The organism is Chryseobacterium hagamense, from assembly GCF_007991455.1.
Lineage (GTDB): Bacteria > Bacteroidota > Bacteroidia > Flavobacteriales > Weeksellaceae > Chryseobacterium > Chryseobacterium hagamense.
The window spans coordinates 1-26914 of record NZ_BJYJ01000004.1; the positions used below are offsets into that span (position 1 = coordinate 1).

Annotated in this window: 29 protein-coding genes and 2 pseudogenes; 15 read left to right on the forward strand and 16 right to left on the reverse strand. The window is 35.0% G+C overall.

What is annotated here, in order from left to right; genetic code table 11:
* Nucleotides 1-193: transposase (locus tag CHA01nite_RS05890; protein ID WP_146940389.1), on the reverse strand; the 193-nt coding region annotated here is incomplete at its 3' end.
* 160 nt (nt 194-353) lie between these two features.
* Nucleotides 354-1205, reverse strand: a pseudogene (locus CHA01nite_RS05895) (IS982 family transposase).
* A gap of 107 nt (nt 1206-1312) precedes the next feature.
* Between CHA01nite_RS05895 and CHA01nite_RS21145 the strand changes: the two are divergent.
* Nucleotides 1313-1414 (forward strand): annotated as a pseudogene (locus CHA01nite_RS21145) (hypothetical protein); the annotation flags it as partial.
* Between the two features lie 15 nt (nt 1415-1429).
* On the opposite strand, the gene CHA01nite_RS05900 reads toward CHA01nite_RS21145, so the two are convergent.
* Genes CHA01nite_RS05900 through CHA01nite_RS05910 form a run of 3 tightly spaced genes read right to left on the reverse strand, consistent with a single transcriptional unit; the run spans nt 1430 to nt 3855 of the window.
* Nucleotides 1430-1792 carry a DCC1-like thiol-disulfide oxidoreductase family protein gene (locus tag CHA01nite_RS05900; RefSeq protein ID WP_146940390.1) on the reverse strand — a complete coding sequence of 121 codons (363 nt, stop codon included), beginning with the start codon at nt 1790-1792 and terminating at the stop codon, nt 1430-1432.
* Nucleotides 1789-3147: a hypothetical protein gene (locus tag CHA01nite_RS05905; RefSeq protein WP_146940391.1), complete on the reverse strand. Its 1359-nt coding sequence runs from the start codon at nt 3145-3147 to the stop codon at nt 1789-1791. The genes CHA01nite_RS05900 and CHA01nite_RS05905 overlap by 4 nt, the downstream gene beginning before the upstream one ends.
* Entirely contained in the window at nt 3148-3855 is a 708-nt protein-coding gene (locus CHA01nite_RS05910; protein ID WP_146940392.1) for an ATP-binding cassette domain-containing protein, read from the reverse strand.
* 348 nt (nt 3856-4203) lie between these two features.
* Between CHA01nite_RS05910 and CHA01nite_RS05915 the strand changes: the two genes are divergently transcribed.
* Nucleotides 4204-5886 (forward strand): helix-turn-helix domain-containing protein, encoded by a 1683-nt coding sequence (locus CHA01nite_RS05915; protein ID WP_146940393.1) that lies wholly within the window; start codon nt 4204-4206, stop codon nt 5884-5886.
* A gap of 14 nt (nt 5887-5900) precedes the next feature.
* Here CHA01nite_RS05915 and CHA01nite_RS05920 read toward each other — a convergent pair whose 3' ends face one another.
* The 3 genes from CHA01nite_RS05920 to CHA01nite_RS05930 form a co-directional block, all read right to left on the reverse strand.
* Complete coding sequence (locus CHA01nite_RS05920) at nt 5901-6734, reverse strand: GLPGLI family protein (RefSeq protein WP_146940394.1); 834 nt, start codon at nt 6732-6734, stop codon at nt 5901-5903.
* 9 nt (nt 6735-6743) lie between these two features.
* Nucleotides 6744-8285 (reverse strand): vitamin K epoxide reductase family protein, encoded by a 1542-nt coding sequence (locus CHA01nite_RS05925; protein ID WP_146940395.1) that lies wholly within the window; start codon nt 8283-8285, stop codon nt 6744-6746.
* A 69-nt stretch (nt 8286-8354) separates the two neighbouring features.
* Nucleotides 8355-8537 (reverse strand): bacteriocin-like protein, encoded by a 183-nt coding sequence (locus CHA01nite_RS05930; RefSeq protein ID WP_146940396.1) that lies wholly within the window; start codon nt 8535-8537, stop codon nt 8355-8357.
* A 318-nt stretch (nt 8538-8855) separates the two neighbouring features.
* Between CHA01nite_RS05930 and CHA01nite_RS05935 the strand changes: the two genes are divergently transcribed.
* The 3 genes from CHA01nite_RS05935 to CHA01nite_RS05945 all read left to right on the forward strand — a co-directional run bounded on the left by CHA01nite_RS05935 (nt 8856) and on the right by CHA01nite_RS05945 (nt 11952).
* A complete protein-coding gene (locus tag CHA01nite_RS05935; RefSeq protein WP_146940397.1) occupies nt 8856-9863 on the forward strand; it encodes a lantibiotic dehydratase family protein in 1008 nt (335 codons plus the stop codon).
* 264 nt (nt 9864-10127) lie between these two features.
* The gene (locus CHA01nite_RS05940; protein WP_146940398.1) at nt 10128-11015 is read left to right on the forward strand and encodes a thiopeptide-type bacteriocin biosynthesis protein; all 888 of its coding nucleotides are present in this window, start codon (nt 10128-10130) and stop codon (nt 11013-11015) included.
* 307 nt (nt 11016-11322) lie between these two features.
* Nucleotides 11323-11952, forward strand: coding sequence for an SOS response-associated peptidase family protein (locus tag CHA01nite_RS05945; RefSeq protein ID WP_146940399.1), 630 nt, complete (start codon nt 11323-11325; stop codon nt 11950-11952).
* A gap of 40 nt (nt 11953-11992) precedes the next feature.
* Here the strand turns inward: CHA01nite_RS05945 and CHA01nite_RS05950 are convergent, their stop codons facing one another.
* Nucleotides 11993-12232, reverse strand: coding sequence for a hypothetical protein (locus CHA01nite_RS05950; RefSeq protein ID WP_146940400.1), 240 nt, complete (start codon nt 12230-12232; stop codon nt 11993-11995).
* 267 nt (nt 12233-12499) lie between these two features.
* On the opposite strand from CHA01nite_RS05950, the gene CHA01nite_RS05955 reads away from it, so the two are divergent.
* Entirely contained in the window at nt 12500-15025 is a 2526-nt protein-coding gene (locus CHA01nite_RS05955) for a DUF5686 family protein (RefSeq protein ID WP_146940401.1), read from the forward strand.
* Between the two features lie 46 nt (nt 15026-15071).
* On the opposite strand, the gene CHA01nite_RS21125 is transcribed toward CHA01nite_RS05955, so the two are convergent.
* The 3 genes from CHA01nite_RS21125 to rplU all read right to left on the reverse strand — a co-directional run bounded on the left by CHA01nite_RS21125 (nt 15072) and on the right by rplU (nt 16121).
* Nucleotides 15072-15251 carry a bacteriocin-like protein gene (locus tag CHA01nite_RS21125; RefSeq protein ID WP_444979414.1) on the reverse strand — a complete coding sequence of 60 codons (180 nt, stop codon included), beginning with the start codon at nt 15249-15251 and terminating at the stop codon, nt 15072-15074.
* A gap of 194 nt (nt 15252-15445) precedes the next feature.
* Complete coding sequence (rpmA, locus tag CHA01nite_RS05960; RefSeq protein WP_027387413.1) at nt 15446-15703, reverse strand: 50S ribosomal protein L27; 258 nt, start codon at nt 15701-15703, stop codon at nt 15446-15448.
* Nucleotides 15704-15731: 28 nt separating this feature from the next.
* Nucleotides 15732-16121 carry a 50S ribosomal protein L21 gene (gene rplU, locus CHA01nite_RS05965; RefSeq protein ID WP_146940402.1) on the reverse strand — a complete coding sequence of 130 codons (390 nt, stop codon included), beginning with the start codon at nt 16119-16121 and terminating at the stop codon, nt 15732-15734.
* A gap of 180 nt (nt 16122-16301) precedes the next feature.
* On the opposite strand from rplU, the gene CHA01nite_RS05970 reads away from it, so the two are divergent.
* Both CHA01nite_RS05970 and CHA01nite_RS05975 read left to right on the forward strand, forming a co-directional pair.
* Nucleotides 16302-17189, forward strand: coding sequence for a neutral zinc metallopeptidase (locus CHA01nite_RS05970; RefSeq protein ID WP_146940403.1), 888 nt, complete (start codon nt 16302-16304; stop codon nt 17187-17189).
* 113 nt (nt 17190-17302) lie between these two features.
* Nucleotides 17303-18394 (forward strand): acyltransferase family protein, encoded by a 1092-nt coding sequence (locus CHA01nite_RS05975; protein WP_146940404.1) that lies wholly within the window; start codon nt 17303-17305, stop codon nt 18392-18394.
* On the opposite strand, the gene CHA01nite_RS05980 is transcribed toward CHA01nite_RS05975, so the two are convergent.
* The 3 genes from CHA01nite_RS05980 to CHA01nite_RS05985 all read right to left on the reverse strand — a co-directional run bounded on the left by CHA01nite_RS05980 (nt 18391) and on the right by CHA01nite_RS05985 (nt 19484).
* The gene (locus CHA01nite_RS05980) at nt 18391-18633 is read right to left on the reverse strand and encodes a hypothetical protein (protein ID WP_146940405.1); all 243 of its coding nucleotides are present in this window, start codon (nt 18631-18633) and stop codon (nt 18391-18393) included. The two genes, CHA01nite_RS05975 and CHA01nite_RS05980, sit on opposite strands and share 4 nt — an antisense overlap.
* Before the next feature lie 123 nt (nt 18634-18756).
* On the reverse strand, nt 18757-18885 hold the full coding sequence (locus tag CHA01nite_RS20930) for a hypothetical protein (RefSeq protein ID WP_262712136.1): 129 nt from the start codon (nt 18883-18885) through the stop codon (nt 18757-18759).
* 17 nt (nt 18886-18902) lie between these two features.
* Nucleotides 18903-19484: a hypothetical protein gene (locus tag CHA01nite_RS05985; RefSeq protein ID WP_146940406.1), complete on the reverse strand. Its 582-nt coding sequence runs from the start codon at nt 19482-19484 to the stop codon at nt 18903-18905.
* A 162-nt stretch (nt 19485-19646) separates the two neighbouring features.
* Here CHA01nite_RS05985 and CHA01nite_RS05990 point away from each other — a divergent pair, with 162 nt between their 5' ends.
* From CHA01nite_RS05990 to CHA01nite_RS06010, 5 genes are all read left to right on the forward strand, one after another.
* On the forward strand, nt 19647-19955 hold the full coding sequence (locus CHA01nite_RS05990; RefSeq protein WP_146940407.1) for a helix-turn-helix transcriptional regulator: 309 nt from the start codon (nt 19647-19649) through the stop codon (nt 19953-19955).
* 18 nt (nt 19956-19973) lie between these two features.
* On the forward strand, nt 19974-20555 hold the full coding sequence (locus CHA01nite_RS05995) for a MiaE family protein (protein WP_146940408.1): 582 nt from the start codon (nt 19974-19976) through the stop codon (nt 20553-20555).
* Nucleotides 20556-20561: 6 nt separating this feature from the next.
* Nucleotides 20562-21179, forward strand: a complete 618-nt coding sequence (locus tag CHA01nite_RS06000) for a DUF502 domain-containing protein (RefSeq protein ID WP_146940409.1) — start codon at nt 20562-20564, stop codon at nt 21177-21179.
* Nucleotides 21180-21352: 173 nt separating this feature from the next.
* A complete protein-coding gene (locus CHA01nite_RS06005) occupies nt 21353-22438 on the forward strand; it encodes an FAD-dependent oxidoreductase (RefSeq protein ID WP_146940410.1) in 1086 nt (361 codons plus the stop codon).
* Between the two features lie 3 nt (nt 22439-22441).
* Nucleotides 22442-23599, forward strand: a complete 1158-nt coding sequence (locus CHA01nite_RS06010; RefSeq protein WP_146940411.1) for a pyridoxal phosphate-dependent aminotransferase — start codon at nt 22442-22444, stop codon at nt 23597-23599.
* Nucleotides 23600-23748: 149 nt separating this feature from the next.
* Here the strand turns inward: CHA01nite_RS06010 and CHA01nite_RS06015 are convergent, their stop codons facing one another.
* A complete protein-coding gene (locus CHA01nite_RS06015; RefSeq protein WP_146940412.1) occupies nt 23749-24969 on the reverse strand; it encodes a PQQ-dependent sugar dehydrogenase in 1221 nt (406 codons plus the stop codon).
* A 109-nt stretch (nt 24970-25078) separates the two neighbouring features.
* Here CHA01nite_RS06015 and CHA01nite_RS06020 point away from each other — a divergent pair, with 109 nt between their 5' ends.
* Entirely contained in the window at nt 25079-25450 is a 372-nt protein-coding gene (locus tag CHA01nite_RS06020) for a BlaI/MecI/CopY family transcriptional regulator (protein ID WP_146940413.1), read from the forward strand.
* Nucleotides 25450-26862 carry a M56 family metallopeptidase gene (locus tag CHA01nite_RS06025; protein WP_146940414.1) on the forward strand — a complete coding sequence of 471 codons (1413 nt, stop codon included), beginning with the start codon at nt 25450-25452 and terminating at the stop codon, nt 26860-26862. The genes CHA01nite_RS06020 and CHA01nite_RS06025 overlap by 1 nt, the downstream gene beginning before the upstream one ends.
* The last annotated feature ends 52 nt before the right edge of the window (nt 26863-26914 follow it).

Below are 26914 nucleotides of genomic sequence, written 5' to 3' on the forward strand. Positions count from 1 at the left end.
ACGAAAGTTCCTTTTCAAGTTCCATCATTTTAATGAGTTGCTGAACATCCAAACCGCAATATTTATTCTTCCATTTATAAAAGGTTGGCTGGCTGATACCATGTTCCCGGCAAATTTCATTCACTGTTTTGCCTTGATGCTGCTCAGATAAAATCTTGATGATCTGAACTTCTGAAAATTTACTGTTTTTCATTGTCTCCCAAATTTAAAAACTATATTTCTAAATGCTCCAGTTTTTTGGGAAGATTACACATTTCTCTATTTTATCTTTGCTGATGAGTTCCAGATTATTTGTCTTTTAAATTGCAATCCAAAATTGCTAATTTTCTCGGAACTTTTTATTCTAAATAAGTTTAAACAACTTCATTATTAATATTTCTATTAAAAATCACTTTATTAATGTATTGTATAACCGTTAAAGAAGTGATTTCTGATATTATTCTGGTTTAAACCCAGAAAATGTTTCTGCATAATTTCTTCTCATCATAAACTGGTCACATAATTGAGAGAATAAAGTTTCAATTCTTTTTCGTTTCTTTCTGAATAGATAAAATTGAGGTTTATAGTGTTTTTGGTTTTTCCGTTTGGGAGTATCAAGCCTGATATTAGCAGTTTCAAACAAGTTAAGCTGCACACTTTCAGATAAGTATCATTTATCTCCAATCAAAACACAATCAGACATTTGATGCCGTATATCTTTAAGATAATGAATGTCATTGCACTGAGATCCACACTTTGAAAAACTCCGTTTACAGAACATACTGCATGTAATTTATAACCATAGAAAGAAATTTTTGCGAAGCATAAAATCCTCTGTCAGGAAAACTAAACTCTGCTTCTTTGCAGTCTTTAGAGTGAGCGCTTCTAGATATTTTACATACTTTTAAAGGTATGCTGTCAACAATGAAATAATTTTCAAATTCATTAAGCATCTCGGATAACTGCAGTCTTATTGTATTTGTAGTACTCATTAATCTTCTTTTTCTCCGATCGTAAACTGTTCTCTCAATTCTGGTTGTAAAGAATTGCGGTAAAATTCTGAATAAATGATTTTCGCTATCAATCCCCATGTATTCTGCAGTTAAACTAATTAATTCTAAATCACTCATTTTTGGAGTTCGGCGTTGATAATATAAAAGATCATCATTTGATATTTTTCTTAATACTTCCAAAATTCTTTCGTAATTTGCCCTCAAGTTGTTCATTGTAGATGTTTTGTGGTAAAAACAATTTACTGATTATTAATCAAATGAATAACTTTATTATTTTTTACCCATAATGCACAACGGGTGAATTCTATACTTTTCTTGATAGAAACTTGAATGCCTTTGAATTTATCAAGGGAATTCAGAAAATGCCCAATAGTAATTCCGATTACTGTAAGTTTTTGAGCAAGAGAGACAGTCCCATTTAGTTAAGGAGATAGTTTTTATGGTATTTTACAACTTTTCTTGTCACAATGTATAGGAATAATCTTTCTTTTTACAGCTAATTCTTTATAAATTAATTGTCCAATACCTGTTATTTTAAACAGGAAGAAAATTGGAAGGAATATCCAGAGTAGTGGGAGTCTTAAAAATATCATATAAATAGTAGCAAAACCATATCTCCACTTTCCGTTATATGAAGCCATTTGTTGTTCTGCTAATGCTTTATTTATATCGATAGCTTCTTTAATATGATTAAGGTTTCTCAACTCCTTGAATTCTAGCATGTTCATCCAGTCCAATCTTTTAATATTTTTAACAAATAAAGTACAGTTGGGACAATAATTATCGTAATAAATTTTCATAACTGGAAAATATTTAAAATAGGTTTACCTGTTAAATAAGTGGCAAATAAAATAATCAATAGGATATCAGTAAATGTATTATTTCTAAAAATACGAGACATGATAACTTGAAAAAATGCAAGTATTAAAAAGCTTAGTAATACATACAAATTTTGTGTAAATGAATGTTTTATTAATAGTGGTATTAATAATATTGCATAGAAAACAAAGATTATAGCATTTTTGGAAAAAATTATTTCAAAACTTTTGTAAGGGGAAATCTTCTCCGCATAGTCAATATTATATAAAGATAATCTTGTAAGAAATTTATTAATAAAAAGAGTAAAGAAAAAGAGTAAAGGTAACAGGAATTTTAAAAAATCTTCTTTTACCAGGAATAACAAAACCCATATAATAAGAATGGCATAAATTGCAGTCTTGTCTATTGAGTGTGAAAACAGATAAAAGTCTTTTTGAAGTATATTGAAAAATGACAGATCTTTTTTTATCTGACTAAAGGAAAACTTAATAGACTTTATTTCTGAGGCTTTTTGTGAAAAATCGGTTAGTGTTTTAATTGTGGTAAGTTTCCTATTTATAGGAATTTTACATAATAAATACACCGTTAGAATAAATAGTAAAAATGCGGCTAATTTATTCAGCCAGAATATAGGAAAAATAGGTTCTTGTAGAGAAATAATATGAAGTCTAGACTTTGGTAAATATCCAATGGCAAATAGATTTGTTTCAGAAATATTCTTATTGATTATAAAATTTAATTCATGAATTCCTAAAATTCCTAAAAAAAACTTATCATTAAACATGATTAAAAATACAAATATGTAATAGGTTGCATATTTGAAAAATTTATTTTTTATATAAAATTCTATAAAATAACTTAGGCCAGCAATAATCAGGATATATGGAACCGAAAAATATAAAAGAGGCAGAACAAAATATGATCCCGTAAGCTTGATGTTCTGGATGAAAATCGTAATATTCAAAATAAATAGAAATGTGATTCCTATAAAGAAAAGTCCTAGGATTTTATGTAATGCTTTAAAAAATGAGCTTAAAAAAGAAAGATCTTCCTGTATATAAGTATAACTCAAAATTTCGTTTTCCCTTTCTCCTGCTAAAATATGAATCATTAGCCATGAAATAATCACATTAGAAAAAATTGCGGACAAGTTTCCAATCCAAAATTTATTTGGAGCAGGGCTTATGTTACCCATATAGAATGTTACATAATCTGCATCTTTATTAGGTATAAGAAAAAGCCCTAATACGACTAAAATCAGGGTACAGAAAATAAAGGATTTTTTTTTGATTAAATACGTATAGTATAAAGATGACAAAGAGAGCAATCTTGACATTTAGCTGTTTATTTGAAAATTAATATTGTTTTCCAGAGAGACTGTTCCATTACTAATTGTTACTTTCTTATCACAGAATCTGGAAATTTCCTCTATTAAATGTGTTGATAAAATGACTATACTAGTTTTTGAAATATCTTTTAGAAGCAAATACATCTTTTCACGTTCCAAATAATCCAGATTATTGACAGGCTCATCTAGTATTAAAACACTAGGACTGTTAATTATAGATAACGCAAATGAGATCTTCTGTTTGATTCCACCTGACAGATTTTTTATTTTTTGATTATTATAACTTTCTAAATCAAAATCTTTTAAAATTTTTGAAATATTGTTGTTGAGACTTTTTTTCTCACATCCTTTCAATAGTCCAAAATAGGTTAAGTTTTGTATAATGTCAAAATCCTGAATAAGCCCAAGATTCTGAGACATAAATCCCAGATCTTTTCGTAGATATTCCGGTTTATTTAATACTGATACATTATTATAAAAAAAATTCCCGGTCGATGGCTTTTTTAATGTTGAAATAATATTAATCAGAGAAGTTTTTCCTGTCCCATTTAATCCTAATAATGCATAAAGGCCATTTTCAAATTCCAGATTAATTTTATTTAAAATTATTTTATCTCCAACTGTATAGGAAATATCTTTAAGTTGTAACTTCATTATTTTTATTATTTTGTTTAAATATAACTGATCGTTTTTCATTCCAATACCCAATTAGTACTGAAAACGTGGCAGGATAGAAAGCAATTATATTAAAGAGTCCTTGTTTTTTTTATAAGTAAGTTCATAAAAAAATCTATTTGCTTCAGTTTGGCTGTATGCCTTGCTAAAAAATAATACAATGATTATAAAAAATATTCTTTCCATACTATCGTTTTTTCTGTAGCAAAGATGCAAGTGCTTTTTTGGTCATACAAGAAAAGTAACATAAGATTTATATATTTTGAGTCGTTATAGTATAAAATTTATAAATTCAAACATATAATAGCTTAAAGAACTAATTATTAATATGTTATCTAAATTACTTAAAAATGCAGAAAAATTGTAATATTGCAAGTTGAAAAAACACAGATGTATAGGATTTTGTTTATTTTAATTTTTTCTCTTTACCAAAACCTATGCTTTTCACTAAGCATAGAAAAATTTCATATAAAAGATTCTATAAAAGCGACAACCTATGCCAAGAATTTAATTTTAAATGGCAAGAAAAACAGTAATAATGTTAAGCTAATCAATGGATATTTAATATTATCACGATTTTCTAACGAAAACAAAATTATTCCTTATTTAGATAGTGTTCTTATCATTGCAAAAGAGATTGACAATAGAGAATACTTGTCTGATGCATATACATACAAGGGAAATCATTATTATTTAAAAGGAGATTATTTAAAGTCGCTGGATAATTATTTATTAGCTAAAAATTTTTGTGAAGAAAATAGCAAAAATTATAATATAATCAATTTTAATATTGGATTATTAAAACTTGAGCTTGAAAATTATGATGAAGCAATAAGTCTATTTTTAAATTACAAATCTTCTCTGGAACAAAATAAATTAACTGAAAAATCCAATTATGTAAGATGCCTTTACGCATTAGCTTATGCCTATAATAAGCGGAAAGATATTAAAACTTCAAATCAGTATTTAAAGCTGGGATTCCAAAAAAATGTCAAAGCTAAAAATGCAAAAATGCATTCAAATTTATTATTAATAGCTGGAATAAATGAATACAATCAAAAAGACTACAAAAAATCTTTGCAAACACTAGCTAAAGTTTCAGGATTAATTAAAACAAATTCTTTTGATCCTCAAAATCTGGCTTTGAGTGAATATTACTCGGGCAAATGTCTTATAAAACTAAACAATAGTAATTTTTTGAAAAAATTTGAAACTATTGATTCTATTATAATAAAAACTAAAGATATTACTCCTGAATTAAGAGATACATACCCTATTCTAATTGATTATTACAAAAAACTTCAAATTAAAGATAAACAATTGTATTATATAGAGCGTTTACTTGCTGTAGATAATATATTATACAAAAAGAAAAGCATACTCTCAAATCAAATTAATAAAAAGTATGATACTCCTATTTTACTTAAAGAAAAGGAAAAATTAATTTCTGATCTCAACTCAAAAAATCATATTCTTTTTTGGTTATTAGGAATTGGCAGTATATTCTTAGCTATTGCATTATTCTTATATTTAAGTAATATAAAGAAAGTCAAACTATATAAAAAAAAGGCTGACTTCTTGTTATCTAATTCAAAACCGTCTATTGTAAATAATACAGATGAAAATTTTAATTCTTCAACTTCAGCAGTTGTTGACAATAAGATTCAAAAATCAAAAGTAAAGTTATCTGACGATAAGTTTTTGCAACTAAGTCTTCAATTAGAGGAATTTGAAAAAGGAAAACGTTTTTTAGATAAAAATATGAATTTAGATATTTTATCTAAAGAACTAAATACAAATAGAGCTTATTTATCAAGATCTGTAAATGAATTAAAAGGGAAGAATTTTTCACAATATCTAAATGAATTAAGAATAAATTACATAATAGAGGAGATTAAAACAAATACACAGCTTCAAAAATTTACAATCGCAAGTATTGCAGAGTATGCGGGATATAATAATGCAGAATCTTTCACAAACGCTTTTAAAAAAATCACTAGTACTTTGCCATCTTATTTTATAAAGGCATTGCAAAAAAATAATGCAAATTAATTTGTAATTATAATTTATGGGGAATATTTTATAGCCTTATTCAACTCAATAGGATTATTTAAAGATTTTATTTTTATTCTTTCCTTTTTTTCTGCTGGTTTTAACTGTTCTTTAGTCAAAATTGTTCCATCTTCCAGTTGCAATTTTTTTCCATCAGGAATAGTTAATTTTCCATTAAGAACATATTTAAAAGGATTCTGATAAAGTTCTAATTTCAACTTATTTAGTTTTTGATAATTTGTTTTAATCGATTTCGATTTAAAACCATCTAAAGTAAGACTTTCATAGTCTTTAGGAATTTTTTCATTTTTTATAAGTTTAAAAAAGTAATTTTTTTGGCTATCATAAAGTTCTATAATAAGTCCTGGTAAGCCATTAAATTTATATGGACCATAAGAAAATGGTATTTCGGCAGTAAACCAAGCAATCCATTTTCTTCCTCCAAAATTGGTTTCTGCTTTTTGTACTTTCAATTCATTTATGCTTTTTGTACTATCTGTAATTTCCCATTCAAAACTTACAGGTTCTTCTATCTTATAAAAATTAACATCTCCTATATATTCATAATTTTCATAAAAAGGATTTTTTATTTTTTTTAGGAGAAAGGATGTCAGCTTAAATCCTTCAAAACCATATTGTTTTATATTAGTATATAAAGAATCATTAATGTAATAAAGTCTATTGTAATAATTAATATCATTTTGTGTTATATCTAAATTATAATTTTCTTTTGTAATCTCATTAGAAGTAGAATCCTTTTTATAATCAACTTCATAAATAAATCGATTATTTTGAGAGAACAATAAAAAAGTTTGTAATAATAAAAGGAATGTTATAAGCTCTTTCATAATTGCGATTTAATAGTTTTCATTATTGTCTATGATTTCAGATACAAAATATTCTATATCCGATCTTTCATATTCTGTTGGGTATTCAAAGTTGTTAATAAAAATACTTGGTGTATAATATATTTCGTTTTCATTAAGCCAAGTTCTTTGATCTTTTAAAATTGAAATTGCTTTGTCTTCATTTTGAAAATATTTTGAATATTTTTCATACCAGTTTTCTTTTTTATTGGTGGCATTATGTAAAATATACCATTCGTTCAACGCATTCAAAAATTCACTTTTATTTTCAGCATTATTATAAATTTGAGCTAATTCAATATATGCTTGATTAATTTCTTTTGGCTGCTTTTCAAAATCTACATCTAATAAAATATTAATACTTATTTTTTCCGATAAATGATTAATTATTTTCATAAAGTAGGGATAGAATAATTTACAATGTTTACAGTACGGATTCGTAACTAGTGTTAGATTAATATAAGAGTCTCTGCTTCCATACTTAAATGCATTTGAAAAGTCTTTATTTATTAATTCTTTCTGAATAGATAAATTATTTTTAAAGAAAGTGAAATTTTTTCTAAACTTTATATAATTTGTATTTTCATCTTTCAATTTTTGAAATACAGTAAATTTACTTTTTAAATAATAAAGACCAATAAGGGTAGATGTAAAGGCTAAAAAATAGAATAAAATAGCAATGCTATTGAAATTTTTAAAAGAAAACAAAGTATATAATGTTGCTAATTGAATAGCAACACAGCTAATTATCACAAGGCAAATCGGACAGAGTTTTTTAACTATGAAAAGCTGATAATAGATTGATAAACATGCAATAGGAATAAAAAACAACAATCCTATCTTATAAATATAAAAAAAGACTTCTGTTTGCTTAAGTAATGATGCTATTAAAAAACAAAAGATTTGAGTTGCAAAAAAAGCGATTGAAACTTCTGACAAATCAATATATTTTAAAATATTCCATCTTTTCGCGTTAAAAACAAAATCACAATCAGTTTTTAAAACCTTACTTTGGCAAACACCAATAGGAATGATTGTTCCTTTTCCATGTGTTTTTTTGTAAGCTTCAAATCCTAAAGTTAATCCAATAATTGATGTAGAAAAAAATATTGTTTTCAAAGAAAGGTTTGTTGAATCCACTTTAAAAAGTAAGAAGATAAAAACAAAAAATATTATTGAAAATATTTCTAACAAAGGAAAACTAAGTTTATTTTTAACTTTTTCTTCAATATTATTTACTATCAAAACGATATTATCCCAATCTGAAAAAAAGCTATTATTTTTTTTATTGTCAATAAATCTGAATTCGCCATTTGATAAAGCAATGAATTTTTCCGGTAATAAATTGATTTCATCATTCGTTACATGATATGATGTATTTTCAATATTGAAGAACTTCATTGTATCAGAGTATGATAGTAAAGTGGGGAAGTCTGGATGCCCTTGAAGTTGTAATTTAAATTCCTCACTATCAATATTTATTTTATTGTGATTCAAATATTTCAATAGTGTATTATAATTTTTATCATTCATTTTTTGGATATTTTCAATAAAGAAACAGCAACATTTTTTAAATATGTTGCTGTTAGTTTTAAGTTTTAATTAGCAGCAATTGCTTGCGCTACAATATTTACTTCCGTCGGTGTTGCTACTAGTTACACAAAATGCAGCTACACAACCACAACCTACATCTTCTCCTGCTGCTACAACAGATTCGTTAGGATTTTTTTTAGCTCCAGTTAAAGATTTCATTTCTTTTCTTGAAAGTTGTTTCAAATTTTTCATGTTTTGATTTTTAAGTTTAATAAAATGTTTTTGTCATATAATCCCTGACATGGGTTTTGCTGATCAGCATTATACTTTCTTTTTATACTGCGCACATATAAAAGAAAACAAACATTTGTGTTTTTGATTGAAGCAAAGTTGCGTCGTTTTTATATTTGAACAAAAAAAGCGATATCGGAATTTATAAATTCCGATATATTAATTTTCGATATTTATAAATTTAGACAGGCATCTATCTGAATATGATGTTTTTATTTTTTTTTTCAAAAATTTGAATTTAAAACAGATTATGATCAAAAGTATCTTTTCTAGACAGACCTGTATTATAATGAAAATTATAATTTATCTTCAAAACTAAAGTCAGATTTAAAAAAAGCTATTATACTATCAAATAAAATATCATTTCCTTCACAAAAAACTCATTTCGAAAATTTTAAAAAAGCATTTTTTGAAAGGTTTGAAACTCAGGAAGTCCCTTTGTTGAATGCTCTTGATACTGAAATTGGGGTTGGATATATTCAAAATAATTCGGGAATTCATCCTTATTTGGAAGATCTGAAGTTTCAGGGTTCCGGAAAAAAACAGAATTTACAGTTGACACTTAATTCTATTCACTTAATTCTAAATGAAAGACTACAGAAAGCTTTATTAGAACAACAATATAAAATTGAACTTACTGACGCCGACTTCAAAGACCTCAAAGAGGAGAACTGGGATGATCTTCCGGCAACAATTTCTTTTATGGCTGAAATTTTTTCAGAAGGAGATCAGGAAAAAATGATACTGAACGGTAGTACTGGAAAAAGTGCAGCCAATCTTTTAGGAAGATTCTGTTCAGAAAAATCGCAAGTGAGAGATTTAACAAAAAATATTGCTAAGAAAGAAGAAGCGTTTTATAAAAATTATACTCTTGCAGAAATTATTCATCTTCCGGAAGCAAGAATAGGAAATATTGTAAGAAGACCAACTTTAAGGGAATATGAAATTCCTTTTCTTGCACAATCGGTCTTATCTGCTGATCATCAGATTTCGGTAGAAGATCTTTTTATCTCTGTAAAAAATAATAGAATTGTTCTACGTTCACGGAAGTTGAATAAAGAGGTTAAACCCTATCTCACTAATGCGCACAATTATTCCAACAATACTTTACCGGTATATCATTTTTTGTGTGATCTCCAGTCTCAGGACATCAGATCCGGACTGTACTTTAATTGGGGCGGATTGGAACATATCTATAAGTTTCTCCCACGGGTTAAATACAACAATATCGTTCTTTCAAAAGCACAGTGGAAAATCACAGAAAAAGATCTTGCTTTTTTTATCTGAAAAACACCTAAGCAATGATAAGATTATTTCGAAATTGAAAGACTGGAGACTGAAAAGAAAAATTCCTCAATGGATTCAATTGGTAAAATCCGATAATACTTTATCCGTCAATTTGGAAAACGATGATATGTCAACGGTTTTTTTACAAACGGTAAAAAAAGAAAAGACGGTTGTTATTGAAGAATTTTTATATAACGGAAATGATGACTTTAAGAGGGAATTCATCTTTCCCATGCTAAAAGTAAAATAAAAAGCACTACAAAAATGATGAAAAGAAAATTTGCTCCGGGAAGCGAATGGTTATATCTTAAAATTTACACAGGAATAAAAACGGCAGACCTTATTTTAGAAGAGTCGGTTGTGCCCTTGGTAAAGTGTTTTCAGAAAGAAAATTATATTTCCAAATGGTTTTTTATCCGTTACAATGATCCAAAACCTCACCTGAGGTTAAGGTTTATGCTGACTGATCCCCAAAACTACCCTGAAGTTTTAAAAAGTATCAGTGCTTCTCTTCAAAAATTTACAGAAAGCGGGGAAATTTCAAATATTGTAGTAGATACGTATAACAGGGAAATTGAACGTTATGGAAAAAATACCATAAAAGATGCAGAAACTGTATTTTATAGAAACAGTGAGTTTACTCTGCAATGTCTCCATTATGACGATGAGGAAGAGATTATTGTCAGCCTTTTTTTGATTGATCAGATGCTCAATAAATTAAATCTTTCAGTGCAGGAAAAGTTAGAATGGATGAAAGATTTTAATAATGCTTTTAAAAGAGAATTCAATGCCGATAAAAAACTTAATTCTCAATTGGATAAAAAATACAAGGAGTTTAAACCTAAATATTTGGATTTCTTGATTTCAGACGAATTTTCGGAAGAGAGGAGTGCCATTTTATTCAATATTGAAAAAAACAATGCTGCTTTAGAAAATGTTCTTCGTCGCAATGAAAATCAATCTTTGAGAATGTCTTTGCAGAATTTTTTTCAAAGCATATTCCACATGAATATCAACAGGCTTTTTGTTTCCAATCAAAGAGTATTTGAAATGATAATTTATGATTATTTGGTGAGATATTATAAATCAGAGATCTTTACAATCTCCATCAAACATCGTAATAGATCCGAAAATATAAATACATTTGGTTAAAATGATTTTAACAAAAGTGTTACACAATTATAATATGTTTTAAAAATGATGACTATAAAGCCTAGTAACCAACTACAACAACTAGATATTCACACAGTAAGGAAGCACATAGCGTTAGTCTTACAATCAAATGATACGGTCTAAGGACTGCCTGTATGAGAACCATTATCAGACAGGAGGTGGAGAAAAATCCTACAAAAAGTCCGTTTTTACTAATTGTGAGACAGACTCTTTTATTTACATCCCTCAATTCTAACCCAGCAGTCTCAGTTTGCATGTATTTTGTACCCATCCTTTAAAATTCAGTATGTGCTATAACTTCAACAATAAAAAAGTCAGTTTAAAGAAAGCCGTCGAGGATCTGGGGGCGGAAGGATATGAAGAGGAAAACTTTGTCTTAAACGGAAGCATCAACGCATTCACGAAACAAACTGCCCCAACCATTCCGGCAATAGCCAATCATAACGGGATTGTTTTGATGAATACCTTCTGGGGCGTTAGAGAAAATCCGGATGCGCCCACCAAAGGGAAAAACCTGCAGTCCGAAAATACCCATACGTATTACCGGAAAATTGAAAAGAACCGATGCCTGATCCCGGCATCCTCCTATTTCGAACATAAGAGCATTCCGGTTCCGGGAAGAAAAACCCCGGTGAAAGCAAAGCATGAAATGTTCTGGAAAGACAAAGCGCAATTTTATATAGCCGGGTTCTTTAATGTATATACAGACGGTAATTTGGGTTTCGGGCTGGTCACTACCCTTCCGAATCCCGTACAGGCAGAAATACATGACCGGATGATCATTACCCTCGACGCAAAAATGGGAAGAGAATTCCTGGAACTGGAACCTATTGAGAAATTCCAGTTTCCGAATTATTCGCCGAATCTGGAGTACATTGACCTGGAACCGGAGAAAACACCCAATACTCTATTCTGAATCTAAAAAAATAAGCCCCGGTCAAGGGGCTTTGTATCAGTTATAAAAAGAAGGGCGAAGCTGAAGATGAATCCGGTGACGTATACACCGTAATGATGCTGTTCTTCAGAAGCAGGGCCGGAAACATGGTTCCTGAACCTTCTTTTTCATAATAAACGCCTTTTATATTCAGTTCATCCGTTATCGATTCGGTAATCTCTTCATGAATTTTTTTGAAGTACTCTGCGTTATCAAATTCCAGGGTTACTTTTTCAATCGGGGTCTTGATTTCTATTTTCATACTGTTTAAAATTTGTAATGTAATAACCATACTGATACGAGAAGCCGTATCGCTGAGCTGAATGATGCAAAATATACGCCTAGCCCGGCGAGACCCGCAATTATTTTTTATTTTATGGAAACAGGCACAAACAGGTTGCTCAACCGTAGCCTTATTTCCTTACCTTTGCAGCTTTGTATTTGCATCGGTTCAAATGTAAATATTATTAATGCGGCACAATAAAATCTGCATGCTTTTTGTTTATGCCATAGCTTGAAGAAACAATAAATGTTAATTAGTAACTCCAGATATTATCCCCTCTTTTTTTTACTGTTTTTTACCGGATGGGTGTATTCACAAAACACAGCCGTCGGAAAGATCATTGATGCGAAAACCAGCAAGCCGATCAGTGGTGTGGATATCTTTATCAATGAAAAAGACAAGCCTGCATTAACAACCACTTCGGGGAATTTTACGGTACAGTCCGACACTGTTATTTATAAACTGCGGTTTTTAAGAAAAAACTATTCTTTAGAAACCATAGACGTAACTTCTGAAAACGCTTCAAATATTTTTGTAAAACTGGCACAGGAAAAGGTAAGCAGCATCCAGGAAGTCGTTATCCACAACGAAAAGCCGAAATACAAAAACAAAAAGGAGAATCCCGCGTATGCCATTATGCAGAAGGTCTGGGAAAGAAAGAGGAACAACGGGCTTGATAAATTCGACACTTATACCTATAAAGAGTACGAGAAAATCCAGTTTGACGCGAACAACCTCGACAGCGCTTTCATGAAAAGGAAAATCTTTAACAAGCTTGAATTTATTTTCGATTATAAAGATTCCACGGCAAACGGGAAATTAGGGCTTCCGGTATTTCTGAACGAAGCGGTTTATGAAAATTATGGGGAGAACAGGCCGTCTAAAAGAAACAAAAAGCTCCTCGTTGCTCAGAAGACTTCCGGTTTCCAGGATAACCAGATTATTACCCTAACGGCAAAAAATCTTTACCGCGATATCAATATTTACGACAATACGCTGAATTATTTTGATATCGGCTTTCCAAGTCCGGTAGGAGAAACAGGGTTCAGCACCTATGATTACAACCTGACCGATACGATTTCGATCCGTGGTGAAGAAGCCTTTAAAATCCGCTATCAACCGAAAAGAACGGAGGTACTGGCATTCCAGGGCTATCTGTATATCGATACCGACAGCTACGCCGTTTTGGGAGCAACCCTTAAATCCACACAGAAGATTAACGTCAATTTCATTAACGGGATTTCAACGGAGCTGGAATATGACAATCCGGACGAAAATACATTTTTACCCAGAAAAGTAATAACGGAAATCGAGATGACGCCTTTTTCAAAAAAGAAAACAGCCAAAAGTATTGTTGCGAAACGGACCGTCGATTATTCCGAATACCAGTTTAACAAGCCGCTGGAAGAGAAGATTTTCAAACGGAAGGAAGAAGAATATGAGGATAATTTTGTTGACAAAGATGATGCCTACTGGGTAAAAGCAAGGCCGGATTCATTATCGAAAAGTGAGCAGGGCGTTTATGAAATGCTTGACAAACTTCAGCAGACCCCGAAATTCAACCGGATCGTAAAGCTTTATGAAACATTGGCGTCAGGTTATTACCACATTGGCAATGCAATCGATTTAGGACCTATTTTCTCGGTTTACGGAAAAAATGAAGTGGAAGGTGACCGGATCAGGATCGGAGCCAGAACCTATTTTACCCGCAATGACCCGTGGAGACTTCAGTTTTACACAGCCTACGGCTTTAAGGACCACCAGGTAAAATACGGAGCTGAAGCACGGTACATGTTCAACAGGGTCAACCGCTTTACCATCGGCGCCGGAACAAGGCGGGACATTCTCCAGCTCGGAGTCCAGCTGACCAATGATGACGGAATTATGGCCAGGACCTTTGCTTCCTCCACGATATTTGCCAGAGGTGAAAATGCTTCCTTAAGCTCATTAAACCAAACCAATGTATTTACATCCATCGAACCCTGGAAGAACTTTCAGATCAGGCTGGACGGAACGATGCAGAGCATCAAATCCGCCAATCCTTCCGGCTTTAATCTGATGTATTATAAAAACGGAGACCTGAGGAAGACGACCAACGATTCCCATTTCACTTTAAGTCTGATTGCCAGACCGGGTGCCAAGTTTTCACAAACCGGCTTGGACAGAACCGAGCATGGAACGCTTGCACCGACAATTGTTTTAAAATATACCAGAGGAGTGGAAGGATTATTCGGATCGGACTTTAATTACAATAAGTTGCAGTTTTTATTTTACAAGCCGATCCTTATCGGAAGCTGGGGTAAACTGATGCTGAACTTTGAAGCCGGGAAAAACTTTGATACCGTACCGTTGGCCTTACAGAATGTAATACCCGGGAACCAGTCATACAGCTTAGCCCAGAATACCTTTGCCCAGCTCAATTATTATGAGTTTGTAGCGGATACGTATACCACACTTCATCTGGAGCACCATTTCAACGGAAAAATCCTTTCTTTCATCCCTTTGATCAAGAAATTAAAACTGAGGGAAATTGCGTTCATCAGAGGCGCTTACGGAACTTTGAGTGATGCTTCGAAAGCTATTAATGTAGAAGGATTCAAATACTCTGCGCCCAGCGAACACATTTACTACGAATACGGTTTTGGGATTGAAAACATCGGGTTTGGAAACCTGAGAATCTTCAGGGTGGATTTCAACTGGCGGGGAAACTATCTGGACCGTCCGGATATTTCAACTTTTGGCGTAAAAGCAGGGTTCCAGGTAAACTTTTAAAATACAAACTCCTTCAAGGCGAAGGAGTTTTTTTGTGATGAAGATTTTATAAACAGGGTTCAATACAGGCCAGAGGTTTTGCCGGAGCACTGAGACAGGCAGCTTCTCCCATGATCAGATATCGGCAGAGTTCTTCACAATTGGAAGCAGGCCTCACCTTGACACAGCCTGCAGCACCTCTGATAGACTTTAACTCCTGTTTTGTTAGCTTTTTCAGGTTTTTCATAATAAATTTTGTTTAATTTGACGCCTACTCTATTTTGCTTTTCGGCTTCCGCAGTGTATTAGTTATTTAACAGAGCCAGATATAAAAATATTTCCCTTTAAAATGATTAATTATGAAAAATTTAACTTTACTGAAATAAAGACATAAAAAAACCTCAGCAGATGCTGAGGTTTTGATTTTTATAAAACGCCTGATTAAGCGTTTGCTTCTACAGATACGAAAGATCTGTTGTTTGCTTTCTTTCTGAAAACTACTTTACCATCGATCAAAGCGAACAAAGTATGGTCTTTACCGATACCCACGTTTGCACCCGGGTGGTGTTGCGTACCTCTTTGTCTAACGATGATGTTTCCGGCAATAGCCTCCTGACCACCGAAAATCTTTACTCCTAATCTTTTGGAGTGAGATTCTCTACCGTTCTTGGAACTACCAACTCCTTTCTTATGTGCCATTTTATTTTAAGGTTTTTTGGTTTTACAATTATTCTGCGCTTTCAGTTGCTTCGGCGTCAGCTTTTTTGGTTGTCTTTTTAGCAGGCTTTTCTGCTTTCTGAGCTCCTTCAAATCCGGTAATCCCCGTGATCTGAATCTGAGTTAAAGATTGTCTGTGACCGTTTTTCACTTTGTAACCTTTTCTTCTTTTCTTTTTGAAAACGATTACTTTATCAGCTTTTACGTGATCCAGGATCTCTGCTTCTACAGTGATTCCGCTTACAGCTGGGGCGCCTACCGTGATTGCTCCGTTTACAGTAAGAAGTACTTTATCAAAAGATACTTTTCCTCCTTTGTCTCCTGCTAAACGGTTTACAAACAGCTTTTGGTCTTGCTCAACTTTGTATTGAAGCCCTGCTATTTCTACAATTGCAAACATTGTTTATAAGATTTTTAGTTATTTCGAGGTGCAAATATAAGAAATATTTTCTAATCCATTCAAATTCAATCCCATCTTTTTTAAAAATAAAATTTTAACTATGTTTTGAATAATTTATCACAATAAAGTGATATGATGTACCGTTAAAATGAATAACTTCGTCCTACAAAATATTTATATATGAAAAGAAACATCCATTTTCCCATCCTATTGGGAGCCATTGCTGCACTCTCATTGTCAGCCTGTAACGACGATGCCATGGAAACTCCGGTGCAGCCTGCACCACAGACGGAGAGCCTGACCATCGACCAGCCGAATGCCCTGGAAAAAGTATGCTATTATGTAGACCAGTACTGGAGTTCCTCATCGGTGCTGCTCACTTCGCTTCAGAATTCCACGGATACCAGCTTCATGAATTCCCAGATGACCAAAATCTCAGGGATGTGGGGAAGAAGCAATCCGACGCTGAGATTCGTGAACGATCCTTCGAACTACAATTCCACTTACAATGCGATTTCGTATTCTACCGGGAAAATCTATTATGGCTACGCTATTTATTATGATGCGAAATCCAAAGGCGGAGATATCGTCAATGCGATGATCCTGGCCCATGAATACGGCCACCAGCTGCAATATATCTTCGGGTTGCCTTCCGTAACCGAGTCTACCGCAAGACCGAATGAACTGGAAGCTGACGGTTTCGCCGGGTACTACCTGAGAAGGCCGAACGGCTATAACCAGACCAGCTTTGCACAGATTGCCGCAGCCTATGAATTTGCCCAGAGCATCGGTGACTACCAGACCAACAGTGCCGGACATCACGGGACACCGCCGCAACGAAGATCGGCCGTCCGTTTAGGATTCCTGCTGGGCCAGTATGACCTTACCGCTTCAGCTTTCGATTATAATTTCTTCTATTACTACCAGGGCGTGCTGAACGGAACCTATAAAATGGCAAAAAATTCACAGTATCCTGAGCTGGATGCTTATATGAAGCCTTATTTGGATGAGATTAAGAAACTTCAGACCGGCGAAATATCTGCTGAAGAATTTAAAAATTTAAAGTAATCATCATTTTTGAAATATCTTTTCTTGAGAGGCAGGAACTTAGTTCCTGTCTCTTTTTATTTACCCCTGAATCCATAAAGTTTATTTATTTTTGAAACTTCATATTTGCATTCATGAACAGAGACCTTTATATCGACTTCGCCAAAGGGATGGCCACCCTTTCCATTATATTCATCCATACGGCCTTCTGGTCGGGGCAGTTTTACATCCTGCCGGAGATCAGGATCTTTTCCCTGGTTTTTGATGTCGCCCTATTCTATGCACTGAGCGGGATCACATCCGGATCGAATATCGAGAAAACGTTTTACCGGCTTCTGAAACTGCAGATCACTTACATGATTTTTGTAACCCTGCTGTTTTTTCTCGACTATTTCTTTAAGGTGTTCGGACTGACTTTCTTCTCACCGGAATGGCTGCAGAATTTCTATTCGACCTTTGGATCCAAATACGCCGCTACAAGTATTTCCACCGTTCCGCAATGGGAAAACCTGGGCAACTGGTACCTGCATCAGTACACCAATGCGGATACATTCCCTGTGGTGATGGGAAGCTTCTGGTATTTAAAGGTGTACTATATCCTGACCGTTTTCGGGGTCCTGATTTTAAGATTCTTTCCGAAACATATCAACTGGTTCATCGGGCTTTGCGGAGCACTGACTTTATTATTCAACATTTTTCCAGAAATTTATCCGTCCGGACAGGTAGGTTATGTGGCTTTCTATATGACGATTTTCCTGGCAGGAAATAGACTGAAAGGCAAAAAGATTCCGACAAAGGCCATCCCCGTCCTCTATGCAGCGGTTGCGTTGGCATTGATAGGGCTGTTCTCGTTTTATGGAAATGAAGTTTTCTTTAAGATCAGCAAAAACAAATTTCCTCCCCAGACACCGTATATTGTCTGGACTTTATTTTCTCTGGTAACACTTTTCGTTTTTTACAACAGATTAAAGGTCACAAAAGAAAATTTTGTGACCTATATTGGTAGAAATGCTATCTTTTTCTATTTCGGGCAAGGCATCAGTTCTTCCCTGATTTATTTTCTGGTGGTTCCGCTGAAGGACAGCATGCCGTGGTGGGTTTTAATGATTTTAATTTACAGTATCAATATCATTCTGGCATCCGTCATTTCGGCAGGCCTGAAAAAAGTGGATGAAGCAGGTTGGAAAACCCTTCAGTTCCTGAGAAGAAAAACGGCTGCCGGTTAAGCTCTGCTTCTTCCGTTTCTGGCGATCAGCGCAATAATGATGATCAGAAGAATCGCTCCGCCGATAATATACATCGGATCGGTATACCATTCTGTCGTGGTGGTGGTTTTTTGTTCTGTTGTTACGGTTCCGCTTCCTGTGGTCGTTTCCTGGGCAAAAGCCAAAGCAGAAGTACCCATGGTGAAGATCATTAATAATAAAGCGTTTACTCTGGACTTGAAGTTGTTGATTGTTTTCATAACTGATATTTTTTTAGTGATTTTTTAAACATAACAAAAAAAATACCACTTAATGAAATATTATAAACTTAAAATTGGGATCAGTAAAACTAATCCCAATTTTAAATTGTTAAAAAATATTATTTACTTGTTTTTAGCTTGAAGTTCTAATGGCGTTAACTTCTTAACGTCATTATATCTATCAAATACTTTAATAGCAAAGATAATAGCTAAAATTGTTATACCTATAAATATTACGGATTTCTTTTTCATTGTTTTATATTTTTAAATTAACATGTTCTACAAACAATACTCTGATAACAATCGTAATAATTATTCCATGATTGATGACTAGCCCCAAATCCAGGTTTAGTACATCCAAATGCACCTTGCCATGCAACAGCAATTTCTTCCCAAAAATTACAAGCGTCAGTATTTATTGTGCCATTTGAATTTTTGTGACATTTATCTCCTCCTCCCATATAATATCTTTGAGATGGACTAGAGTCATTAGCCTCTAATTCTTCGAAAAAACTCATTACAACCTCTTCTTTACCACCATAATCTTCAAGAAGCAAATTACTACTTTGAACTATAACATCTATTGCTTGATGTTGAGCATCAACATCATCAATTGCAGCTGCTTTTTTATATGCATCAATATTTTCAATAATTTTCTGCAAGTTTTTATTACTTACAAATTTATCCAATTCATCGTTTGATGACCTACTAAAGTTATTATTTTGCACATTTTTTGAAGTTTTACTCTTTGCTACGATATTAGTAGAGCTATTACTATCAATATCATTGCTACAAGAACTTACTACTAAAAATACACTTATACTAACAAAGTTAATAAGATTTTTTTTCATTTTAAAAGTTTTAATTAATTATTTTTTGTTAAAAATTTTTATCAAAAATAGTAATCATTTGTAATTTTTCCCAATCAAAAATGACAAATGATTAATAAATAATGACCGATTTTATTAATTTTTAATTTTTTATATTTTCCAAATCAAAAAACTTATTTATTTTTGTTAAAACTAATATTATATGAGAATTGGTCAAACATATCAGAATCAACATATAGAAGATACGAAGCAGATAAAAGTTTTCCCGATATATTTCTTCTATGTAGAATTGCTAAAATTTTTGATAAAAAATTAAATAATTTATTACCTGAATATATGGTTGATGTAAATGAAAATTCTAGTGCCGAAAACTCTAACATTACTAAATATCTCTCTGAAAAAATTATCGAGCAGTATGAAGAAAGGCTTAAAGATAAAGATTGTCAGATTGCTTTATTGAAAAGTATGTTAGAAAAATATAGTTCTATATAAATAAATCTAATTTAAAACATGTTTAAGTTGAAACTTCCTACCGACCCGAGGTGGGCAAATATTGCGGAAGGAAACATAGAAGAAATTTTAACGGATCATGCCTGGTGTGAGCAGAAAGCTGCAACCAACGCCATCGGGCTTATTACCATGCTGCCGGAGTATCCGGAGATGGTAACCGAGCTTCTGGCCATTGCCCGGGAGGAACTGGAGCATTTCGGGCAGGTGCATGAGATTATTAAGAAAAGAGGCTATACTTTCGGACGCACCCGGAAAGACGATTACGTAAACGAACTGGTACAGTTTATCCAGAAAGGCGGCAACAGGGACGATCTGATTATCGACAAGATGCTTTTTGCAGCCATGATCGAAGCAAGAAGCTGCGAAAGGTTCAAGGTGCTTACGGAAAATATTAAAGATGAAGAGCTGAGAGTGTTCTACAGGGAACTGATGATTTCGGAGGCCAATCATTATACGACTTTCATCGGTTTTGCCAGGGAGCTGGGTGATGAACAGAAGGTAAACGCAAGATGGGAAGAATGGCTGGAATATGAAGCCAAGGTGATCCAGTCTTACGGAAAAGGAGAAACCATCCACGGATAACACAGAGTGAAAAAGCTGACGTTTGAAAATATCGCCAATTTTTTCCTGAAAAACTTCTTTCAGGGATTAGTGATCATCGGTCCGATCGGGCTGACGATCTTTGTGATCTGGTATGTGGTAACGTCAATTGATAACATCATCCCTTCCGTGGCAAGGGAAATCCCGGGACTGGTGTTCATTTCCACGATTTTAATCACAGCATTATTAGGCTTTTTAGGCAATAAGTTTGTGGTAGGAAAATTCTTTTTCGATTCCATGGACCGCCTGCTGGAAAAGACGCCCGGTGTCAAGCATATTTATACCCCGACGAAAGATGTAATGTCTTCCTTTGTGGGCGACAAGAAAAAATTCAATGATCCGGTCTGGGTAAAGACCAATGAAAACCCTGAAATCTGGAGAATCGGTTTTTTGACCCAGAAAGAAATGGCCGATGTGGAAAAGCACAATTATGTGGCCGTATACCTCCCGCATTCCTATGCAATTTCAGGCTGGGTGATCGTTACTGAGGAGAAAAACATCAAACCGGTAGTCGGCATGACGGCTGCTTCCGCCATGAAATTTGCGGTGAGTGGCGGCGTGGCAGGCTTCCATTCCGACGACAATATTTTTAAAGCACCGGAATAGGTGTTCTGTAAGATAATACCGTCCTGATATTATCTTATCTACTTTCAACCATTTTGGCTAAAAGCCACTTTCCTTTTCATTAAAATTATTTGCGGGGCATCATTTTCCCCCATGCGATAATTTTAATGGAAAAATTACATCCTACAATAAAACAAAACAAACAACCAATAAAGATGGGCAAAGCTGCAATCATAGGTGCCGGCGTATCCGGGCTGAGCATGGCGAATTATCTGGAAAAAAATAAGATTGACTATCACCTGTACGAAAGAAGAACTCCGAATGACCTAAAGGGACATGGGTTCATCCTTCCGAAAGAAGGGATCGAATTTCTTTCCGAGATCATTGATATCGACGAACTTTATGCAAAGGGAAGTTTCCTCAAAAAGTATATTCATTACAACCGGTCGGGAGAAATCATTTCCGAAAAAGACCTGGACAACGTATTTGTGGTTTCCAGGAGCGCGCTGATTGAAATCCTTGCCAAAGGCGTTCCGGCAGATAAAATCTCTTACAATTCTACTGTCGCTTTGAATGGCTTTGAAGACGGTAAAGCCCAGATTACCCTGGACGGCAGCCAGAAACTGGATGCGGATATCGTCATTGCGTCAGACGGATCAAGAAGCCGTTTAAGAAGAACGATTTTCCAGGACGAAACAATGAAAGCGGTGCTGGAAAATGAAGTGGTGAACATTATAGAAAATGAAGCACTGGCCGGTGAGATCGAAAGCAACTTCCTGAAGTTCCACCATGAGAACGGCGGTCTTACTTTCGGAGTTTTAAAGCTTTCCTCTTCAAAAATCCTCTGGTACTGCCAGTTCGACATTACCAAATATTTCATCAACGAGGATTACACTCCGGATTGCATCAGGCAGTTTATGCTCGATAATTTCGGAACCTGGAACCCCCTGATTTCCTCTATTATCGAAGGCTCAAGCTACGAAAACGCCCATATCTGGAGAGTCTATGAACTGGAAAAGCTGAATCCTTTTTATCACCGGAATGTCGTATTTATCGGTGACGCTGCCCATCCGCTGATCCCCTTCACCAGCCAGGGCGTGACTTCTGCCCTGAAGGATTCTTTTACGCTGACGAATCTTTTAACCGAAGGAAAACCTCTTCAGGAAACTTTCCAGAAGTACGAAGAAGAAAGAAGGCCTGAAATCGACATCCACATTGCCAACGGAAGGGCTTTGCTGGACCAGTTTCTTCTACCGCTTGATGAACAACCGAAAAATACATTACCCATTTCATACAAATAAAAAATGTTTACAAATAAAGAGATCAATTTTGAAGCCCTGAAAAGAAAAGCCTACAACGGAAGATGGGCTACCCTTGAAGACGGCATTATTCCTTTAACGGCCGCCGATCCCGATTTCAGGATGTCGGAAGAAATAGAAAACGGAATCATTGAATATATTAAAGACGGTTATCTGAGTTACGGACCCTTCTCCGGAATCCCGGAATTCAAAAAAAGTGTTGCTGAGCATTTTAACATTGAGAAGAAAGGAAATTTTACACCGGACAATGTCTTAGCTGTTAACAGTGCCGCCCAGGGCATGTTCCTGATCGCAAAATACGTCCTTAGCCCCGGAGATGAAGCAATCATCTTCGATCCGGTGGATTTCCTGTTTAAAAAGACCGTGGAAGCCGTCGGTGGGAACATCCGTTTGTGTGCGGTAGACTCCGTAACCGGCGACATCGATTTCGAAATGCTGGTTTCCCTGATTTCCCCGAAAACAAAAATGATCAGCATCTGCAATCCGCATAACCCGGTGGGAAGGGTTTACTCCAGAGAAATCCTGAAGAAGATATCCGAAATTGCCGTTGCTCATGATCTTTGGGTAATGAGTGACGAGATCTGGAGCGATATTGTCTATGACCACAGGGAATTCAATACCTATTCCTCCGTTTCCGAAGAAGCCCGGAAAAAGAGCTTTACCGTATTCGGGTTTTCAAAGTCTTTCGGTATTGCAGGGCTGAGAATCGGTGCCGTCCTGTGCAATGACCAGGAATTAATGGATGATTTTACGGAGAAATCCCAGTTCAATTCAACCATTGAAGGAGTTTCCACCCTGTCTCAAATTGCGGCGAGTGTGGCAATTGACCGGGCGAAACCGTGGTTCAACGATTTCCTTACGCATCTGCAGCACAACAGGGATCTGGCGCACAGCATGCTGGGCAACTCAGGAATTCTGACCCCTAATCTTCCGGAAGCCACCTTCGTTATTTTCCCGAAAATCGAAAACGGAATGTCGAGCGACGAATTCGCCCAACACGTTTTAAAAGCAGGAAAAGTAGCCGTTGTCCCGGGTTCGGAAAGATGGTTCGGAAAAGGAGCTGAAGGGCATATCCGGATCTGTTTCTCCACCTCTCGGGAGATCCTGACGGAAGGACTGAACCGACTGATCAACAGCTTTTAAATAAAAGACATGATAAACAACTCCGGGCAGAAATTATTTTCTGCCCGGAGTTGTTGTTTAACAGTTAAAATTTTATTGATATTTAAGACCAAGGGCTTTTGGTACTAACTGGGAGACTTCCAGCATCCGGCATCCTCCTTCCGGTCTTTCTATTTTTTCGAAATTTTATAAAGCTTTCCACTGTCGGTAACGGCATATAAATTTCCGTCGCTCCCGTTCAGGACATCCCGGAATCTTTCATTTTCACTTTCCAGAAGACGTTCTTCGCCGATCACTTTATTATCTTTCATCACAATCCGATTGATATGTTCTCCGCTAAGACAGCCGATCATCAGGTTACCCTTCCATTCACTGATGTTTCCGGTGTAAAAAGTAACGCCGCTTGGTGAAATTACCGGATCCCAGTAATAGACCGGCTGCTCGGTCCCTGCCTTCTGCGTAGTTCCGTTATTGATCTTTTCCCCGGAATATTCAATTCCGTAAGTTACATCGCCCCAACCGTAGTTTTTTCCCGGCCTAATCAGGTTGATCTCATCACCGCCCCTTGGTCCCATTTCCACATCCCACAGCGTTCCGTTCGGATCAATGGCCATTCCCTGCGGATTCCTGATGCCGTATGCATAAATTTCGGGTTTAAATCCTGCCTGGCCGATAAAAGGATTCCCCGGCGCCGGTTTTCCGTCTTTGGTTATTTTTAGAATTTTTCCTAAATAATTATCCGTTCTCTGGGCGTATACCCTGGTCTGCTTGTCTGATCTTTCTCCTGTACTTACGAAAAGGTTCCCGTCTTTATCAAACGCCAGCCGGCTGCCGTAATGTTTGTCGCCGTCATACGTTGGAGTAGCCCGGAAAATAACCTGAACTCCAGAAATAGTCTTCAGATCAGCAGAAAGTTTTCCTTTACCCACGGCAGTATGATTTCCTTTTTCGTAAGGCTCCGAAAAGCTGAAGTAGATCATACTATTGGTTTTAAAATCAGGATCCAAAGCGACATCAAGCATACCGCCCTGCCCTTTGGTATCCACTTTCGGGAAACCTTCGATTTTAGAGATCTGCTTTCCATCCACCGAAACAACGTTCATATATCCCCTTTTATCGGTAATTAAAAACCTCCCGTCCGGCAGGTTGATAATTCCCCAGGTTTTTCCCAGATCTTTGCTTAAAACCTCCACGTTATAAGGTGTTGAGGTCTTTACGGCTTTTATCCGGGTTTGTCCTGTAAATGCCGGTTTATATTCCGGAGAATTCGGCTCTTTGGTTTCTACACTGCCATCTTTTCCCAGCTTCTGAGCATGAAGCATATGGTCTTTACAAGAAGATAAAATCAGGAATAAACTGAAGGCTGAAATGTAAAATTTATTGAAATTCATACAATTAGATTTGATGATTGATCCAATAGATGGAAAAATAATGCCATAAAAATTTGCTGATCCGGATTTTTATTCTACATTTGTAGAGTAAATTATCAGTCCGTAGAAAATGAAAGAAATAAAACTTACCGATTCCGAAAAAGACCTTATGGAAATCCTTTGGGAAAAAGAAAAAGCCTTCATGAAAGAGATTCTGGAATCTTATCCGGAGCCGAAGCCGGCAACGACTACGATTGCTACCCTGCTGAAAAGAATGCAGAACAAGGATTTTGTCGGCTACAAATTGTATGGAAATTCCCGCGAATACTTTCCGAAAATCGCGAAAGGGGAATATTTCAAAGAAGAGATGTCTTCCATGATTGAGCGTTTTTTCAACAGTTCCGTGACCCAGTTTGCTTCGTTTTTTACCTCGAATGCAAAGCTCTCCCAAAAACAGCTGAAAGAACTTCGTGAAATTATCGACCGTCAAATTGATGAATAATGATAATCCTTGTTAAAATTATACTATGTTCTACCCTGCTGATTGTGTTTTATTACCGTTTTCTGCAGAAAGAAAAGATGTACCGGTTCAACAGGATCTACCTGTTATTTTCGCTGCTGTTTTCTTACACGGTTCCTTTTATCTCGATCAGTACACAAACTCCGAAACCGGCGAACCGTCTACAGACAACCTTTGAAACCACCCAGCAGATTCTGGAACTCAAGCCCGGACAGGCCCATTTTAACTTCGTGGACTTGATCTGGATAGTCTATGGAATGATCACCTGCATTTTTTTAAGCAGAATGATCTTTTCATTTTTAAAAATCAAAAATTTAAAAGGTCAGAAAATTATTTATCAGAATCAGGAAGTTTTAATAACGGAAAAAGAAACTCCGCCTTTTAGCTTTTGGAAAACCATTTACCTGGGGAAAAATTACTTTATCGAACAACAGATCGATGAGAGAATTTTCCTGCATGAGAAAAGCCATGTCAGACAAAGGCACAGCATCGACCTTATGATCGTTGAAATTATCAAAGCATTTACCTGGTTTAATCCGGCAGTTTATTTTTACAAAAAAGCCATCCAAATGAATCATGAATTCCTGGCAGATGAATCAGTCCTGAAGAATTATTTTAATATAAAAGAATATCAGAATTTAATTCTGGATGAAATTATTGTATCCCAAAACTATAACCTTACCCATACCTTCAATTTTAACAACACCAAAAAACGATTGATTATGATGAACACCAAGAAATCTAAAATGGTCCGAATCAAAAAAGCCATCAGCATTCCTGCTCTGATGATCGCCTTCGGATTATTCGTACAGAAAACCTACGCCCATCCGATGGAAACAATTATTGAGGAAACCCGGAAGAAAATGGCGGATTACGATCAGGAAGCCCAAACTACAGAGAAAACCAAAACAGATTCCGCAGAAACTAGTCTGCCTGCACTCTTTGAAACACCTCAAGAACCACTTAAAAAATCCAGAGAAGAAAAGAGGATTCATGATACCATCAGGCCGAAGGAAGGTAAAAACACAGATCCGGATCCAAAGAGCACAAGACACGAGCCCCTCACTGCCTCACTGCAGGGCGAGCCGACATTACTTCCCCAATTTCCGGGCGGGATAAATGAAATGAGAAACAGGGTTTCCAAAATGTTTGACGCCTCTAAGATAGAAACTGAAAAGCCGAAAGGTTTCTTGAAAGCGGATATTTCCTATACCGTTGACGAAACGGGAAATGTGGTGAATGTAAAAGTCGCCGGTAATAATGAGCTCTTTAATAATGAGGTGTTAACGTCGTTCAAAAAGGCCAATGAGAATATCGTCTGGAAGCCTGCAGAAAAAGACGGAAAACCGGTGAATTACACTATGAGACTGCCTTTAACCATGTCATTTCAATAAAACAGAAAGCATTCCACAGCGGGATGCTTTTTTATTTAACGAATGATACATA

Bases quoted from the DNA above. Each gene is read 5' to 3' on its own strand.
- CHA01nite_RS05945 (WP_146940399.1), top strand. From the start codon at position 11,323: ATGTGCTATAACTTCAACAATAAAAAAGTCAGTTTAAAGAAAGCCGTC.
- CHA01nite_RS05980 (WP_146940405.1), bottom strand. From the start codon at position 18,633: ATGAAAACAATCAACAACTTCAAGTCCAGAGTAAACGCTTTATTATTA.
- CHA01nite_RS20930 (WP_262712136.1), bottom strand. From the start codon at position 18,885: ATGAAAAAGAAATCCGTAATATTTATAGGTATAACAATTTTAGCTATT.
- rplU (WP_146940402.1), bottom strand. From the start codon at position 16,121: ATGTTTGCAATTGTAGAAATAGCAGGGCTTCAATACAAAGTTGAGCAA.
- CHA01nite_RS05930 (WP_146940396.1), bottom strand. From the start codon at position 8,537: ATGAAAAATTTGAAACAACTTTCAAGAAAAGAAATGAAATCTTTAACT.
- CHA01nite_RS05995 (WP_146940408.1), top strand. From the start codon at position 19,974: ATGTTTAAGTTGAAACTTCCTACCGACCCGAGGTGGGCAAATATTGCG.
- rpmA (WP_027387413.1), bottom strand. From the start codon at position 15,703: ATGGCACATAAGAAAGGAGTTGGTAGTTCCAAGAACGGTAGAGAATCT.
- CHA01nite_RS05910 (WP_146940392.1), bottom strand. From the start codon at position 3,855: ATGAAAAACGATCAGTTATATTTAAACAAAATAATAAAAATAATGAAG.
- CHA01nite_RS06010 (WP_146940411.1), top strand. From the start codon at position 22,442: ATGTTTACAAATAAAGAGATCAATTTTGAAGCCCTGAAAAGAAAAGCC.
- CHA01nite_RS06020 (WP_146940413.1), top strand. From the start codon at position 25,079: ATGAAAGAAATAAAACTTACCGATTCCGAAAAAGACCTTATGGAAATC.
- CHA01nite_RS05950 (WP_146940400.1), bottom strand. From the start codon at position 12,232: ATGAAAATAGAAATCAAGACCCCGATTGAAAAAGTAACCCTGGAATTT.
- CHA01nite_RS05940 (WP_146940398.1), top strand. From the start codon at position 10,128: ATGATGAAAAGAAAATTTGCTCCGGGAAGCGAATGGTTATATCTTAAA.
- CHA01nite_RS06015 (WP_146940412.1), bottom strand. From the start codon at position 24,969: ATGAATTTCAATAAATTTTACATTTCAGCCTTCAGTTTATTCCTGATT.
- CHA01nite_RS05985 (WP_146940406.1), bottom strand. From the start codon at position 19,484: ATGAAAAAAAATCTTATTAACTTTGTTAGTATAAGTGTATTTTTAGTA.
- CHA01nite_RS06025 (WP_146940414.1), top strand. From the start codon at position 25,450: ATGATAATCCTTGTTAAAATTATACTATGTTCTACCCTGCTGATTGTG.
- CHA01nite_RS05920 (WP_146940394.1), bottom strand. From the start codon at position 6,734: ATGAAAGAGCTTATAACATTCCTTTTATTATTACAAACTTTTTTATTG.
- CHA01nite_RS06005 (WP_146940410.1), top strand. From the start codon at position 21,353: ATGGGCAAAGCTGCAATCATAGGTGCCGGCGTATCCGGGCTGAGCATG.
- CHA01nite_RS05970 (WP_146940403.1), top strand. From the start codon at position 16,302: ATGAAAAGAAACATCCATTTTCCCATCCTATTGGGAGCCATTGCTGCA.
- CHA01nite_RS05900 (WP_146940390.1), bottom strand. From the start codon at position 1,792: ATGAAAATTTATTACGATAATTATTGTCCCAACTGTACTTTATTTGTT.
- CHA01nite_RS05975 (WP_146940404.1), top strand. From the start codon at position 17,303: ATGAACAGAGACCTTTATATCGACTTCGCCAAAGGGATGGCCACCCTT.
- CHA01nite_RS05905 (WP_146940391.1), bottom strand. From the start codon at position 3,147: ATGTCAAGATTGCTCTCTTTGTCATCTTTATACTATACGTATTTAATC.
- CHA01nite_RS05955 (WP_146940401.1), top strand. From the start codon at position 12,500: ATGTTAATTAGTAACTCCAGATATTATCCCCTCTTTTTTTTACTGTTT.
- CHA01nite_RS05925 (WP_146940395.1), bottom strand. From the start codon at position 8,285: ATGAATGATAAAAATTATAATACACTATTGAAATATTTGAATCACAAT.
- CHA01nite_RS21125 (WP_444979414.1), bottom strand. From the start codon at position 15,251: ATGAAAAACCTGAAAAAGCTAACAAAACAGGAGTTAAAGTCTATCAGA.